We start from the raw sequence: 14,020 nt of genomic DNA on the forward strand, positions 1-14,020 counted from the left end.
AAAGGGGCGGCCCGCCACGGCGGACCGCCCCTTTTCCGTGTCCTTGTTACGCCTCGACGGCGCGGCGGCGGGCGACCTCGGCGAGGGTGACGGCGGCGGCGACGCTGGCGTTGAGCGACTCGACGTCGGAGACCATCGGGATGCTGACGGTCAGGTCGCAGGTCTCCCCGACCAGGCGGGACAGCCCGCGCCCCTCCGAGCCGACCACCACGACCAGCGGGCCGACCGCGGCCTCCAGGTCGTAGAGGTCGGTCTGCCCGTCGGCGTCCAGGCCGACCACGATGAAGCCGGCGTCCTTGCACGCCTTCAGCGAGCGGGTCAGGTTGGTGACCTGGGCGACCGGCACCCGCGCGGCCGCGCCGGCGCTGGTCCGCCAGGCGGTCGCCGTGATCCCGGCGGCCCGCCGCTCGGGTACGAAGACGCCCTGCGCGCCGAACGCGGCGGCCGACCGGATCACCGCGCCGAGGTTGCGCGGGTCGGTGACCCCGTCGAGCGCGACCAGCAGCGGGGCGGCCTGCTCCAGCGCCGCCGCCATGAGGTCCTCGAACGGCTCGTAGGCGAACGGCGGCACCTGGAGGCCGACGCCCTGGTGCAGCACGCCGCCGGTCATCCGGTCCAGCTCGGCCCGGCTGATCTCGAGGATCGCGATGCCCCGGTCGGCGGCGGTGCGGATGATCTCGTTGACCCGGTCGTCGATGTCGATGCCCTGGGCCGTGTAGAGGGCGGTCGCCGGCACCTGGGCGCGCAGCGACTCCAGCACCGGGTTCCGCCCGACGAGCAGCTCCGGGCTGTCCTTGACCGGGTTCGACTTACGGCCGGGGGCGACCCGGGGCCCGGACCGGCCGGCGGGCTTGCCGCCGCGGCCCTTCGCGGCGGGGACGCCCCGGCCCCCGCCCCTGCCCCAGGTGGTGTCCTTGCTGCCCGGCTGGCCGATCTTGGGGGCGCGCCCCTCCTCGGCCGCGGCGCGGCGCTCCTTGTCCTGCTTCCAGGCGGTGCGCTGCGGCAGCTTCTCGGTGCCCGAGTAGGCCTTGTGCCAGGGCCGCTCGTCGGCGGGAAGGGTGCGGCCCCGGCCGGCGAGGGAGTCCTTGTTCTTGCCACCGGAGCCCTTGGGGGCACCCGCCTTCGGCGTCAGTCGCCGGCCACGGCGCTGCGAGTTGCCGGCCATCAGTCCTGCTCTCCAATAGTCCAACGGGGGCCCTGGGCGGTGTCCTCGACGACCACGCCGGCCTGCTTGAGCTGGTCGCGTACGGCGTCGGCGGCGGCCCAGTCCTTGCGGCTGCGGGCCTGGGCGCGCTGCTCGAGGGCGAGCGCGACCAGGGAGTCCACCACGCCGCGCAGGTCGTCGGCACGGCCGCCGCCGGTCCAGGCCGGGTCCAGGGGGTCGACGCCGAGGATATCCAGCATCGCCCGGGTGGCGGCGAGCGTGGTGCGTACCGTCACATCGTCGCCGCCGGTCAGGGCGGTGTTGCCGTCCCGAACCACCTCGTGCAGCACGGCCAGCGCGGCCGACGTGTTGAGGTCGTCGTCCATGGCGGCGACGAAGCCGGTGGGCAGCTCCCCGAGCTGGCCCGCGCCGACCCGCTCGGCGGCCCGCTGCACGAAGCCCTCGATCCGCCGGTACGCCACCGCGGCCTCGCGCAGCGCGTCCTCCGAGTAGTCGATGCGGGACCGGTAGTGGGCGGCGGCGTAGTAGTAGCGCAGCTCCACCGGGCGCACCCCGAGGGACGCGACGTAGTCGAGGTCGAGCGTGTTGCCCAGCGACTTGCCCATCTTGGTGCCACCGATGCCGAGCAGGCCGTGGTGGACCCAGTAGCGGGCGAACGGCAGGTCGGCGGCCTGCGACTGGGCGATCTCGTTCTCGTGGTGCGGGAAGGTCAGATCGAGCCCGCCGCCGTGGATGTCGAACTCGGGCCCCAGGTAGCGCCAGCACATCGCCGAGCACTCGATGTGCCAGCCCGGCCGGCCCCGGCCCCACGGTGACGGCCAGTAGGCGTCGGTCGGCTCGCCCGGTTTGGCGCCCTTCCAGAGCGCGAAGTCACGCGGGTCACGCTTGCCCCGCTCCGGGGCGTCCCCGGCGGACTGCATGTCCTCCGGCGACTGGCCGGACAGCGACCCGTAGGCCGGCCAGGACGCCACGTCGAAGTAGACGTCGCCGGAGCCGTCGGTGGCCGGGTAGGCGTGACCGGTCTCGATCAGCCGGGCGATCAGCTCGTGCATCTCCGGGATGTGACCGGTGGCCCGCGGCTCGTAGGTCGGCGGCAGGACGTTCAACGCCCGGTAGGAGTCGGCCAGGATCTGCTCGTTGGCGTAGGCGATCGACCAGAAGGGCCGCTCCTGCTCCGTCGCCTTGACGAGGATCTTGTCGTCGATGTCGGTCAGGTTGCGGATGAAGGTGACCTCGAAACCGGAGGCGGTGAGCCAGCGGCGCAGCACGTCGTAGTTGACGCCGGAACGAAGGTGGCCGATGTGGGGCGGGGCCTGGAGGGTGAGACCACACAGGTAGACCCCCACCTTGCCGGCTTCCCGCGGGACGAAGTCCCGCACCGAACGGGTGGCGGTGTCATACAGGCGTAGCGTCACCTCACAAGGGTAGCCGTCCGTGCATTTCGGGGTAGGCCGGAGCCGGGTCGTACGCTGCGTGCTGTGGACACGGCGGCACGTGCGGGCGAGACGGCGCAGACCCTGGACCGGGGGCTGCGGCTGCTGCACCTGGTCGCCGACGCGCCGGGCGGGCTGACCGTCACCGAGGCGGCGAACCGGCTGGGCATCGGCCGGGCGGCCGTCTACCGGCTGGTCGGCGCGCTGACCGACCACGGCATGCTGCGCCGCGACGGCGAGGGCCGGCTCCGGCTGGGCGCCGGCGTGCTGCACCTGGCCCGGCGGGCCCAGCCGCTGCTCGCCGAGGGGGCGTTGCCCGCGTTGCGCCGGCTCGCCGAGCAGGCCGGGGCGACCGCCCACCTGACCGTGGTCGAGGGCGGCGAGGGGGTCGCTCTCGCGGTGGTCGAGCCGACCTGGACGTCGTTCCACGTGGCGTACCGGACCGGATCGCGGCACCCGCTGGAGCGGGGCGCGGCCGGGCGGGCCATCCTGGCCGGGCGCGCGGGTGCCGCCGGCCCGGTGAGCACCAGCGGCGAGCTGCAGTCCGGGGCGTACGGGGTGGCCGCACCGGTGCTCGGCGTGCCGGGCCTGGAGGCGAGCGTCGGGGTGGTCTCGCTGACCCCGCTCGACGTCAGCGAGGTCGGCACCCAGGTTGCCGCCGCCGCCGAGTCGATCGCCGCCGCGCTGTCCTGACCGGCTCTGCCGGCCCCCGCGGGGCGTGGTTGTGCAGTGTGGTCGCGAGCCGCTAGCACATCGGTCGGGCGCGGTGGTCGTTGTCCACAGGGCGCCGCGTCCCGCGCGGCCGCCGTTGTCCACAGGGGTGCCGGACGGTGGTTCGTCGCCGCCAGGCTGGTCGGCATGCCACCTCAACCCCTTCGACCGCCCGAGTTGGCCTGGCAGGTCTTCCGCGGCTCGGACGCGGTCCGGCGCGAGCTGCTGACCCGGCACCAGCTCCGGGGCGCCTCCTGGGTCCGGCTCCGGCAGGACGTCTACGCCGATGCCCGCCTCGATCACGACCACGCGCTGGCCTGCCGCGCCGCGCTGCTCCGCCTGCCTCCGGGGACGCTGCTCGCCGGGCCCTCGGCGGCGTACCTGCACGGGGTCGCGCACGCCGCCGGCCCGCGGGACGACGTGCACGTCCTGCTCCCGGCGACGGCGCGGGCCGACGCGCAGCCCGGCATCCGGGTGCACCAGGCCCGGTCGGCGCCCGAACGCGTCGGTCTCCTCGTCGCGTCCGGCGGCCTGGCCCGCCCCGCGCCGACCGTCCCCGCCCGGCACGGCGCCGCCGGCATCCCCGCCCGGCACGGCGCCGCCGGCATCCCCGCCCGGCACGGCGCCGCCGGCATCCCCGCCCGGCACGGCCCCGCCGGCATCCCCGCCCGGCACGGCCCCGCCGGCGGTCCGGCGGAGACCATCCCCGGCGGCGGTGCGCCGGGCGCCTCTTCCGGCGCGGACGGCGGTGCCGTCGTGCCGACGGAGACGGTCCGGGCAACGGCGGCCGGTGCGGTCGCGCCGATGGGAGGCGCGCCGGGCGGACCGGTCCGGCTGCCACGCACCGAGCCGGCAGCCTGCGCCTGGGAGACCGCGGTCTGGTCCGACCCGGTACGGGCGGTCGGCGTCGTCGACACCTTGCTGCGGATCGGCCTGGTCCGCCCGGCGGAGCTGGCCGACGTCGCGGACCGGAACGCCGGGCGGCCGGGTGGCCGGCGGGCGCGCTGGGTGTTCGGCCTGGCGGACACCGGGGCGCGGTCCCCGGCCGAGTCGCACCTGCGCGTCCGGCTGGTGCTGGCGGGCCTGCCCCGCCCGGTGGCGCATCACCCGGTGCGGGGGCCGTCGGGTCTCGTCCTGCACCCCGACCTGGCCTGGCCTGAGTTCCGCGTCGCCGTCGAGCACGACGGCCGGTGGCGCCGCGACCCGGATCAGCCGCACCCGGACCGGCTCCGGCAGCTCGTCGCGGCCGGCTGGCTCGTCCTGCCCGTGACCGACCGCCGCCTGCACCGGAACTTCCCGGTCCTGGTCCGCGAGATCCGCGCCGCCCTCGTGGCCCGGGGCTGGCGGCCGTGAGGCCCGCCCCGACGCCGACGTGGCGGCATCCGGACGTCCCGGACACGCACCGACCGCGATCAGGCCTTCGCGGCTTCGAGGTGGGCGAGCACGTCCGGCAGATCGGCCAGGGTGGACACCTCGGCGTCCGGGCTGAGCCCCGGCGGGCGGGGCAGCCGGCCCCGGTTCAACCAGACCGCCCGCAGCCCGGCGCGCTGGGCCGCGAGCACGTCGTGCTCCGGCGAGTCCCCCACGTGGACGATGTGCTCGGCCGGGAGGCCGGCGGCGGCCACCACGGCCGCGGAGAACTCCGGCGCGGGCTTCTTGTGCGCGAGGGCGAGCAGGGTCTCGTCGGCGTCGAAGACGACGGCGCTGCGCGGGTCGGTCATCGTTCCGCGGCCAGGGCCGGCTCGGCCGGGGCCGGCGGGGCCGCGTCCGCCGGTGCGCGCAGCTCGTCCACCCGGACCAGGGCCACGCCGGCCACGATGAGCGCACCGCCGAGCAGTTGCACGCCGTTCGGCAGCTCGCCCAGCACCAGCCAGGCGATCAGCACCGCGAACATCACCTCGGTCAGCCCGACGAAGGAGGAGAGGCGCGCGCCGAGCAGCCGGGCCCCGGCGACGCCGGTGAGGTAGGCGACCACCGCGGCGATCAGCGACAGGCCGGCGATCGGCACCAGCCAGGTCATCTCGTGCCCGGCGAAGCTCACGTCGGCCGTGCCGGCGCGCAGCGGGAGCGCCCCGACCAGCCCGAGCAGGAGCAGCACCACCGCGCCGACGGCCATGCCACCGCTGGCCATCACCACCGACGGCAGCGCGGGGTCGACCCGGCCGGCGATGACGAAGTAGCCGGCCAGGCCGACCCCGGCCCCGAGCCCCCACAGGACGCCGACCGGGTCGAGGCTGCCGGCGCCGGTCAGGTCGAGCACGAACACCAGCCCGCACAGGGCGGTCACGGAACCGGCCACGGTGAGCACCCGGGGCCGCTGGCCGTGGACCAGCCACATCCAGCCGACCACCAGCACGATGCCCAGGTATTCGAGCAGCAGGGCGACGCCGACCGGCAGGTAGCGGACGGCGTTGAAGAAGCAGGCCTGGGCCAGGGCCACCCCGAGCAGGCCGAAGACCACGAGCGTGCCGGCGTTGCGGCGCAGCACCGGCCACCGGCCGCGCAGTGCCAGCAGGGCGGGCACGGCGAGCACCAGCGCGGCGATGCCGACCCGGGCGAGCACCACCGCCTCGGCGGACCACTCGCCGGTGATCAGCGGTCGGGCGAAGGTGCCCGAGGTGGCGAAGGTGAGCGCGGAGAGCAGCGCCAGGCCGAGGCCGACGCCGGGCCGTTCACGCATCGACAGCTCCTAGGGTCGACCGGACATGGGTCAAGTGGCGTTATGCTGATGACGCTAGGCCGGCACCCCGACAGGAGTCAAGTTGCTTTTCGCTCATGACACCGAATGCGGCCTGATCGCGGCCACGGCGCTGGTCAACACGGCCGGCCCCGACCGGGAAGGGCTGCCCGACGTGACCGCCCTCGACGAGTTCTTCACCGCGTACGGGTGGACCGGCCGGCACGAGCACAGCGAGGCGGAACTGCGCGAGGTCCGCGCGCTGCGGCCCCGGCTCCGCCGGATCTGGTACGCCGACACCGACGAGGTCGTGGCCGTGGTCAACGGGCTGCTCCGGGAGTCGCACGCCCTGCCCCAGCTCGTCCGGCACGACGACGAGCCGTACCACCTGCACGCCGTGCCGCGGGACGCGCCACTGGCCACCCGCATGGCGGTCGAGGCCGCCATGGCGCTGGCCGACCTGATCCGCATGGGCGAGCTGAGCCGGCTGCGCCTCTGCGACCACCCCGACTGCGAGAACGTGCTGGTCGACCTCTCCAAGAACCGGTCCCGCCGGTTCTGCGACGGCGGCTGCGGCAACCGGGCGGCGGTGAGCGCCTACCGGGCCCGCAAGGCGGCCGCCCACCCCTGACACAGCAGCGGTGGGCGGCGCCCCCGACTCAGGGGTGGGTCATCCGGAGCAGGTCCAGGGCCTCGTCCAGCTGGGTCTCGCTGAGCTTGCCCGAGTCGACGTGCCCACGGGAGATCACCACCTCACGGATGGAGACCTGCTTGGCCAGCGCCTCCTTGGCGATCGAGGCGGCCTCGTCGTACCCGAGGTGGCGGTTGAGCGGGGTGACGATCGACGGCGAGCCCTCGGCGTATGCCAGGCAGACCTCGGCGTCCGCGACCAGGCCGACCACCAGGCGGTCGGCGAAGAGCCGGCTCGCCGCGGAGATCAGCCGGATCGACTCCAGCAGGTTGCGGCCCATCACCGGAAGCATCACGTTCAGCTCGAAGTCGCCCTGCGAGCCGGCGAACGCCACGGCGGCGTCGTTGCCGATCACCTGCGCGCACACCTGCCGCATCGCCTCGGCGACGACCGGGTTCACCTTGCCCGGCATGATCGACGAGCCGGGCTGGAGGTCGGGGATGCGCAGCTCGCGCAGGCCGGCGCGGGGGCCGGAGCCCATCCAGCGGATGTCGTTGGCCACCTTGTAGAGCCCGACGGCGACGGTGCGGAGCTGCCCGGAGGTCTCCACAAGCGCGTCTCGGGCGCCCTGCGCCTCGAAGTGGTTGCGGGCCTCGGTCAGCGGCAGCCCGGTCGAGGCGCGCAGCTTCTCGATCACCCGCGCCGCGAAGCCGAGCGGGGTGTTGATGCCGGTGCCCACGGCGGTGCCACCGAGGGGCAGCTCGGCCAGCCGGGGCAGCGCCCCCTCCAGCCGCTCGACGCCGTAGCGGACCTGGGCCGCGTAACCGCCGAACTCCTGCCCGAGGGTCACCGGGGTGGCGTCCATGAGGTGGGTACGCCCCGCCTTCACCACGGTCTCGAACTCGGCGGCCTTGTCCTCCAGGGCGCCGGCCAGGTGCTTCAGCGCGGGCAGCAGGTCCTCCACCACCGCCTGCGTGGCGGCCAGGTGGATCGAGGACGGGAAGACGTCGTTGCTGGACTGAGAGGCGTTGACGTCGTCGTTCGGGTGCACGTTGCGGCCCAGTTCGCGCCCGGCCAGGGTGGCGATCACCTCGTTGGTGTTCATGTTGGACGAGGTGCCGGAGCCGGTCTGGAAGACGTCGACCGGGAACTGGTCGTCGTAGCCGCCGTCGGCGACGTGCGCGGCCGCCGTGGCGATCGCCTCGCCCACGTCCGCGCCGATCACCCCCAGCTCGGCGTTGACCTGGGCGGCCGCCCCCTTGATCTGCGCCAGGGCCTTGATCTGGGCCGGTTCGATGCCCCGCCCGGAGATCGGGAAGTTCTGCACCGCACGCTGGGTCTGCGCCCGCCACAGCGCCTCGGTGGGCACCTCCACCTCACCCATCGAGTCGCGTTCGATCCGGTAACCGGTCGCCTCTGGAGTCGTCACGCGTACCATCCTGCCGCGACTGCCGCCGACTCGCAGATGATCGCTCAGTCCAGCTCCGACAGCAGCCGTTCCACCCGGCCGATCCCGCGACGAGGGCGCCGGGTGCGATCCACCCGGCGCCCTCTCGCGTACGTCGTAGGTCAGCGCCGCCCGACGGTGAGCACCGGCTTGGTGACCTCGGCGAAGAAGTCCTCGCCCTTGTCGTCGACCACGATGAAGGCCGGGAAGTCCTCCACCTCGATCTTCCACACCGCCTCCATGCCCAGCTCGGGGTATTCGAGCACCTCGACGTGCTTGATGCAGTCCTGGGCGAGGCGGGCGGCCGGGCCGCCGATCGAGCCGAGGTAGAAGCCCCCGTAGGCCTGGCAGGAGCGGGTGACCTGGGCGGAACGGTTGCCCTTGGCCAGCATCACCATCGAGCCGCCGGCGGCCTGGAACTTCTCCACGTAGGCGTCCATCCGGCCGGCCGTGGTGGGGCCGAACGAGCCGGAGGCGTAGCCCTCCGGGGTCTTGGCCGGGCCGGCGTAGTAGACGGCGTGGTCGCGCAGGTACTGCGGCATCGGCTCGCCGGCGTCCAGCCGCTCGGCGATCTTGGCGTGCGCGATGTCCCGGGCCACCACCAGCGGGCCGGTCAGCGACAGCCGGGTCTTCACCGGGTATTTCGACAGCTCGGCGCGGATCTCGTCCATCGGCCGGTTGAGGTCGACCCGGACCACCTCGGAGCTGTCCAGGTGGGCGTCGGTGACGTCGGGCAGGTAGCGCGCCGGGTCGGTCTCCAGGCGCTCCAGCCAGACGCCCGACGGGGTGATCTTGGCGACCGCCTGGCGGTCGGCCGAGCAGGAGACCGCGATGGCCACCGGGCAGGACGCGCCGTGCCGGGGCAGCCGGACCACCCGGACGTCGTGGCAGAAGTAGCGCCCACCGAACTGCGCGCCGATGCCGAAGTTGCGGGTCAACTCCAGCACCTCGGCCTCCAGTTCGAGGTCGCGGAAGCCGTGCGCGCTCATCGAGCCCTGCGTCGGGAGGGCGTCGAGGTATTTCGCGGAGGCGTACTTGGCGGTCTTCAGCGCGTACTCGGCGGAGGTGCCGCCGATGACGATGGCCAGGTGGTAGGGCGGGCAGGCCGCGGTGCCGATGAGGCGCAGCTTCTCCTCCAGGAACTGCATCATCCGCGTGGGATTCAACAGCGCCTTGGTCTCCTGGTAGAGGTAGGACTTGTTGGCCGAGCCACCGCCCTTGGCCATGAAGAGGAACTTGTACGCGTCGGCGTGCCCGTCCGGGTCCTCGGCGTAGAGCTCGACCTGGGCGGGCAGGTTGCTGCCGGTGTTCCGCTCGTCCCACATGGTCAGCGGGGCGAGCTGGGAGTAGCGCAGGTTCAGCCGGGTGTAGGCCTGGTAGACGCCCCGCGAGATGGCCTCGGCGTCGGTGCCGTCGGTGAGCACGTGCCGGCCGCGCTTGCCCATGACGATCGCGGTGCCGGTGTCCTGGCACATCGGCAGCACGCCGCCGGCAGCGATGTTGGCGTTGCGCAGCAGGTCCAGCGCGACGAACCGGTCGTTCGGCGAGGCCGCCGGGTCGTCGATGATCGACCGGAGCTGGGCCAGGTGGGCCGGGCGGAGGAAGTGGGCGATGTCGTGCATCGCCTCGGCGGTCAGCGCGGTCAGCGCGGCGGGTTCCACGGTGAGGAACCGTCGGCCACCCGGGCCGTTGACGACGTCGACGCCCTCATCGGTGACCAGGCGGTACTCCGTCTGGTCGGGTCCGGTCGGCAGCAGGGGGGCGTACGAGAAGGCGGCGGCACTGCTCATGACCGAAAAGCCTAGGGCAGAGCCGTCGATCGGTGGCACCCGCCGGGTGGGTCGTGGGACGCCGCTCTCACCCGGCGTCACTTGCCGTCGGCGCAGAGCTCGTTCTTCGGGCCGCAGCTGCCCTGGTCGGCCGGGGGTCGCCAGGTGTCGCCCGGGTCCGGCGCGGGCACCGCGCCCTCGTCCGGCGGGGGCACCACGGCGGCGCCGGCGCCCCAGCGGACGTACCCGATCTCCCGGCCCTCCCCGATGATCATGCCGTTCGGACCGACCGCCAGGGCGTTCGCCGAAGTCCGCAGGAGGACCAGCTCCCGACCGCTGCGCGGCTCGACCGCGATGAGCCGGGACGGCTTGTCCTCGGCGATCAGCGCCGCGTACGGGGTGAGCGCCGCGCCGGTCTTCCCGCCGGCCGGCCGGGTCCACCGGGTGCGGTCGGCCGACAGCTCCCGGCCGAGGAGGGAGTCCTTGTCGGCGCTGCGCACGAGCGCGTAGCGGTCGTCGACGGCGAGCAGCTTCTCGCCCTCGGCGCCGACCTGGAGCAGCCGGCCGTCGTATCCGTCGATCACCGCCTCGCGCCCGTCCGGCGCGACCCCGATGAGCACGTTCCGGGCGCCCTGCGGGTCCTCCCGCTGCACGCAGCCGGCGTAGTCGGCGGTCCGCAGGTTCACCCCGTTGCGTCGCCACACCTGCTGGCCGGTGGCCGGGTCGACGGCGGTGAGGGCGAAGTAGCAGGTCCCGTCGCGGGAGGTGGCGGCGATCCGGAGCAACCGGCCGCCGACCACCGCGAGCCGTTCCTCGCGGCCGGGCTCGACGTTCTGGAGAACCCGCCCGGTGGCGGTGTCCACCACGTGCACCCGGCCGTCGACCGGGAAGCCGAGCAGCGGCGGGACCGGCTCCGGCCCGGCGACCCCGCCGTCGATGCGCGAGGCGCCGAGCCGCCGGGTGCCCAGCAGCTCGGGGTTGTCGGCGAGCACCCCGCTGTTCACGCCGGGCAGGAACGCGCTCCAGCGCGGTGCGGTGCCGCGCGGATCCCAGGCCCGCAGGGTGCAGTCGGTGGACTGCACGCAGTAGGCGTCGAGCAGCAGGTTGCGATAGGTCCAGACGGCCACCGCCCGCTCGTCGCGGCGGCGCACCACGCCGGTGGTGGGGTCGAGCACCTCGTAGCCCTTGTCCAGGAGCTTGCCCACGGCGACGACCGCGTCCCGGTCGCCGCCGGCCACCGCCGCCCAGTCGGCCTTGCGCTCCCAGAGCTGCGTGCCGTTGGCCAGGCCGCGCGCCTCGACCCGGGTGCGCTGCTCGACGATCACGGTGTCGCCGGCGATGGTGACGCTTCTCGGGGTGCCGCCGACCCGCTGCTGCCAGACCACGTCCGGCTCGGAGATCGGCTTGCTCCGGTCGACCCAGTCCCACAGGGCGGGGAACGGGTTCCACACCCCGGTGGCGGCGAGGACGACCACGGTGATGAGCCCCAGCAGCAACCAGCCGCGTACGCCAAGGCCCTTCACACCGCACACGGTAGCGACGATCACCGGTGTGCCGGCCCCCCGAACGGCCGTGTCGCGCCGCTTTCTCGGTCGGTGGCCGTGTTATGTGCCGCGTGCGGCGGAACGGACGAGGGGCAGGGTGCGGTAGGGGATCTGTTCGGCCAGCGCGATGATCGTGGAGGCGCGGCGGATGCCCTCCGAGGCGACGATCTGGTCGATGACCCGCTGGAGGTCGGTGTTCGACCGGGCCACGATGCGGCAGAGCAGGTCGCTGGAGCCGGTGATGGTGTGCGCCTCCAGCACCTCCGGGATGGCGGCCAGGTGCGCGGTCACCGGGTCGTGGCCGTGCCGCTGGCTGATCTCCAGGGTCACGAAGCTGGTGACCCCGAAGCCGATCGCGGCCGGGGAGATGTCCGGCCCGAACCCGCCGACCACCCCGCGCTCGACCAGCTTGTCGAGCCGGGCCTGGACGGTGCCCCGGGCCACGCCGAGCCGCCGCGAACACTCCAGCACCCCGATCCGGGGTTCCTCGGCGAGCAGCTCGATCAAGCGCGCGTCCAGCGTGTCGAGCTGTACATCCTGACCAGCGTTCATGGGGTTTCATATTACCGAATGCACAACCTGACCAGAGTTTCCGCCGACTATTGCCCAACTGGCGGCGGCGCAGCGATCCTCGCCAGAACAGCAGAGCAACGGCGGCCCACGAGGCCGGCCGGTACGCAAGGGAGGCCATCATGACCCAGGCGATCGACCGACCCCAGTCGACCGAGGAGGTCGACGTCGACGCCCTCGTCGGCGCCGTCGACCACGACATCACCCGCGACCCGTTCCCGGTCAAGGGCCTCGACCACGTGCACTTCCTGGTGGGCAACGCCAAGCAGGCCGCCCACTACTACTCCACCGCCTTCGGCATGACCTGCGTGGCGTACCGGGGACCGGAGCAGGGCTACCGGGACCACGCCCAGTACGTGCTGACCAGCGGCTCCGCCCGGTTCGTGCTGACCGGCGCGGTCCGGCCGGACGCCGAGGGCAGCGAGCACGTCGCGAAGCACAGCGACGGCGTCTCGGACATCGCGCTGGAGGTGCCGGACGTGGACGCCGCGTACGCTCACGCCACCGCCCAGGGCGCGACCGGCCTGGTCGAGCCGCACGACGTCAGCGACGAGCACGGCACCGTCCGGATGGCGGCCATCGCCGCGTACGGCGACACCCGGCACACGCTTGTCGACCGGTCCCGGTACACCGGCCCGTTCCTGCCCGGCTTCGTGGCCCGTGGCCCGATCGTGGATCGGCAGCCGATGATCGACGCCGGCATCCAGCCGAAGCGCTTCTTCCAGGCGGTCGACCACGTGGTCGGCAACGTGGAGCTGGGCCGGATGGACGAGTGGGTCGAGTTCTACAAGCGCGTCATGGGCTTCAGCAACATGGCCGAGTTCATCGGCGACGACATCGCCACCGACTACTCCGCGCTCATGAGCAAGGTGGTCGCGAACGGCACCCGCAAGGTGAAGTTCCCGCTCAACGAGCCGGCCGTCGCCCGCAAGAAGTCGCAGATCGACGAGTACCTGGAGTTCTACCAGGGCCCGGGCGCCCAGCACATCGCGGTGGCCACCAACGACATCCTGGCCAGCGTCGACGCCATGCGGGCCGCCGGCGTCGAGTTCCTGGACACCCCGGACTCCTACTACGAGGACCCGGAGCTGCGCGCCCGGATCGGTCAGGTGCGGGTGCCCATCGAGGAGCTGAAGTCCCGCAAGATCCTGGTCGACCGGGACGAGGACGGCTACCTGCTCCAGATCTTCACGAAGCCGGTGCAGGACCGCCCGACCGTCTTCTTCGAGCTGATCGAGCGGCACGGCTCGCTGGGCTTCGGCAAGGGCAACTTCAAGGCCCTGTTCGAGGCCATCGAGCGGGAGCAGGAGAAGCGCGGCAACCTGTAACACTGTCCGCGTGACCGAGCCTTCCCCCGCGTCTCCGCCGCCCGCCGGGCCCCCGCCCGCGGGCGGCGGCTTCGCGCCGCCGTCCGGGCCGTACCTGCCGCCGCAGCAGCACACCCCGCCCACGTACGCCGGGCTGCCGAGCTACCCGCCACCACCCCCGGGGTACGCACCGCACGCCGCCTTCGTGCCGCCCACCCGGGCTCCCGACGGACAGCCGCTGGCCGGTTTCGCCGACCGGCTGGTGGCCTGGCTGATCGACACCGCGGTGGCGTGCGGGGTCGCCATGGTGCTCTTCCTGCCGGTCTTCCTCTGGCTGTGGTTCCGGATGTTCAACGAGATGATGACGGTCGCCCCGGACGGGACGACGGCCGAGCCCGATCCGGCCACCATGTTCGCCGACTTCTTCCTGCCGATGCTGCTCGCCGAGGCCGGGCTGCTGCTGGTGATGTTCGCCTTCTACTGGCTCTACCACGTCGAGTACGCCCGCCGGACGGGCCAGACGCTCGGCAAGAAGGCGATGAAGCTCCGCATCGTCCCGCTCGACCCGGGCGCGCCGCTGACCCGGGGCGTCCTCGGCCGGCGGTACCTGGTGGAGTTCGTCGCCGGTTCGCTGGTGCCGTTCGCCAACTACCTCGACGGGTTCTGGCAGCTCTGGGACAAGCCCTGGCAGCAGTGCCTGCACGACAAGTTCGCCGGAACGGTCGTCGTTAAGGTTGCACCGTGAGCGTGAGGAGTGAGCCGGGCT

General features: G+C 73.4%; 12 protein-coding genes and 1 pseudogene. 5 read left to right on the forward strand and 8 right to left on the reverse strand.

Annotated elements, in window-relative coordinates; all coding sequences use genetic code 11:
• Nucleotides 1-46 precede the first annotated feature (46 nt).
• Both rlmB and cysS read right to left on the reverse strand, forming a co-directional pair.
• On the reverse strand, nucleotides 47-1,165 hold the full coding sequence (gene rlmB, locus ACZ6PY_RS12975) for a 23S rRNA (guanosine(2251)-2'-O)-methyltransferase RlmB (protein ID WP_466071759.1): 1,119 nt from the start codon (nucleotides 1,163-1,165) through the stop codon (nucleotides 47-49).
• A complete protein-coding gene (gene cysS, locus ACZ6PY_RS12980) occupies nucleotides 1,165-2,580 on the reverse strand; it encodes a cysteine--tRNA ligase (RefSeq protein WP_466071761.1) in 1,416 nt (471 codons plus the stop codon). The genes rlmB and cysS overlap by 1 nt, the downstream gene beginning before the upstream one ends.
• Before the next feature lie 63 nt (nucleotides 2,581-2,643).
• Here cysS and ACZ6PY_RS12985 point away from each other — a divergent pair, with 63 nt between their 5' ends.
• Both ACZ6PY_RS12985 and ACZ6PY_RS12990 read left to right on the forward strand, forming a co-directional pair.
• Nucleotides 2,644-3,291: an IclR family transcriptional regulator gene (locus ACZ6PY_RS12985; RefSeq protein ID WP_466071763.1), complete on the forward strand. Its 648-nt coding sequence runs from the start codon at nucleotides 2,644-2,646 to the stop codon at nucleotides 3,289-3,291.
• A 165-nt stretch (nucleotides 3,292-3,456) separates the two neighbouring features.
• Nucleotides 3,457-4,662 (forward strand): hypothetical protein, encoded by a 1,206-nt coding sequence (locus ACZ6PY_RS12990; RefSeq protein ID WP_466071765.1) that lies wholly within the window; start codon nucleotides 3,457-3,459, stop codon nucleotides 4,660-4,662.
• Nucleotides 4,663-4,721: 59 nt separating this feature from the next.
• Here the strand turns inward: ACZ6PY_RS12990 and ACZ6PY_RS12995 are convergent.
• Nucleotides 4,722-4,967 (reverse strand): annotated as a pseudogene (locus ACZ6PY_RS12995) (HAD family hydrolase); the annotation flags it as partial.
• Between the two features lie 59 nt (nucleotides 4,968-5,026).
• Nucleotides 5,027-5,989: an EamA family transporter gene (locus ACZ6PY_RS13000; RefSeq protein WP_466071767.1), complete on the reverse strand. Its 963-nt coding sequence runs from the start codon at nucleotides 5,987-5,989 to the stop codon at nucleotides 5,027-5,029.
• Nucleotides 5,990-6,071: 82 nt separating this feature from the next.
• On the opposite strand from ACZ6PY_RS13000, the gene ACZ6PY_RS13005 reads away from it, so the two are divergent.
• A complete protein-coding gene (locus tag ACZ6PY_RS13005; protein ID WP_313724141.1) occupies nucleotides 6,072-6,617 on the forward strand; it encodes a CGNR zinc finger domain-containing protein in 546 nt (181 codons plus the stop codon).
• A gap of 28 nt (nucleotides 6,618-6,645) precedes the next feature.
• Here ACZ6PY_RS13005 and ACZ6PY_RS13010 read toward each other — a convergent pair whose 3' ends face one another.
• The 4 genes from ACZ6PY_RS13010 to ACZ6PY_RS13025 all read right to left on the reverse strand — a co-directional run bounded on the left by ACZ6PY_RS13010 (nucleotide 6,646) and on the right by ACZ6PY_RS13025 (nucleotide 11,929).
• On the reverse strand, nucleotides 6,646-8,055 hold the full coding sequence (locus ACZ6PY_RS13010) for a class II fumarate hydratase (RefSeq protein WP_466071769.1): 1,410 nt from the start codon (nucleotides 8,053-8,055) through the stop codon (nucleotides 6,646-6,648).
• 131 nt (nucleotides 8,056-8,186) lie between these two features.
• Nucleotides 8,187-9,854 carry a fumarate hydratase gene (locus tag ACZ6PY_RS13015; protein WP_466071770.1) on the reverse strand — a complete coding sequence of 556 codons (1,668 nt, stop codon included), beginning with the start codon at nucleotides 9,852-9,854 and terminating at the stop codon, nucleotides 8,187-8,189.
• 77 nt (nucleotides 9,855-9,931) lie between these two features.
• The gene (locus tag ACZ6PY_RS13020; protein WP_466071772.1) at nucleotides 9,932-11,365 is read right to left on the reverse strand and encodes an outer membrane protein assembly factor BamB family protein; all 1,434 of its coding nucleotides are present in this window, start codon (nucleotides 11,363-11,365) and stop codon (nucleotides 9,932-9,934) included.
• A 72-nt stretch (nucleotides 11,366-11,437) separates the two neighbouring features.
• Nucleotides 11,438-11,929, reverse strand: a complete 492-nt coding sequence (locus ACZ6PY_RS13025) for an Lrp/AsnC family transcriptional regulator (protein ID WP_466071774.1) — start codon at nucleotides 11,927-11,929, stop codon at nucleotides 11,438-11,440.
• Between the two features lie 140 nt (nucleotides 11,930-12,069).
• Between ACZ6PY_RS13025 and hppD the strand changes: the two genes are divergently transcribed.
• Nucleotides 12,070-13,275 carry a 4-hydroxyphenylpyruvate dioxygenase gene (gene hppD / locus ACZ6PY_RS13030; protein WP_313724135.1) on the forward strand — a complete coding sequence of 402 codons (1,206 nt, stop codon included), beginning with the start codon at nucleotides 12,070-12,072 and terminating at the stop codon, nucleotides 13,273-13,275.
• 10 nt (nucleotides 13,276-13,285) lie between these two features.
• Nucleotides 13,286-13,999 carry an RDD family protein gene (locus ACZ6PY_RS13035; protein ID WP_466071776.1) on the forward strand — a complete coding sequence of 238 codons (714 nt, stop codon included), beginning with the start codon at nucleotides 13,286-13,288 and terminating at the stop codon, nucleotides 13,997-13,999.
• Nucleotides 14,000-14,020 lie beyond the last annotated feature (21 nt).

This window comes from Micromonospora sp. NPDC048907 (assembly GCF_055586885.1).

Excerpts from the sequence above, each read along its gene's own strand:
- rlmB (WP_466071759.1), bottom strand. The coding sequence starts at position 1,165 with ATGGCCGGCAACTCGCAGCGCCGTGGCCGGCGACTGACGCCGAAGGCG.
- ACZ6PY_RS12990 (WP_466071765.1), top strand. The coding sequence starts at position 3,457 with ATGCCACCTCAACCCCTTCGACCGCCCGAGTTGGCCTGGCAGGTCTTC.
- ACZ6PY_RS13000 (WP_466071767.1), bottom strand. The coding sequence starts at position 5,989 with ATGCGTGAACGGCCCGGCGTCGGCCTCGGCCTGGCGCTGCTCTCCGCG.
- ACZ6PY_RS13010 (WP_466071769.1), bottom strand. The coding sequence starts at position 8,055 with ATGGTACGCGTGACGACTCCAGAGGCGACCGGTTACCGGATCGAACGC.
- ACZ6PY_RS13015 (WP_466071770.1), bottom strand. The coding sequence starts at position 9,854 with ATGAGCAGTGCCGCCGCCTTCTCGTACGCCCCCCTGCTGCCGACCGGA.
- ACZ6PY_RS13025 (WP_466071774.1), bottom strand. The coding sequence starts at position 11,929 with ATGAACGCTGGTCAGGATGTACAGCTCGACACGCTGGACGCGCGCTTG.
- hppD (WP_313724135.1), top strand. The coding sequence starts at position 12,070 with ATGACCCAGGCGATCGACCGACCCCAGTCGACCGAGGAGGTCGACGTC.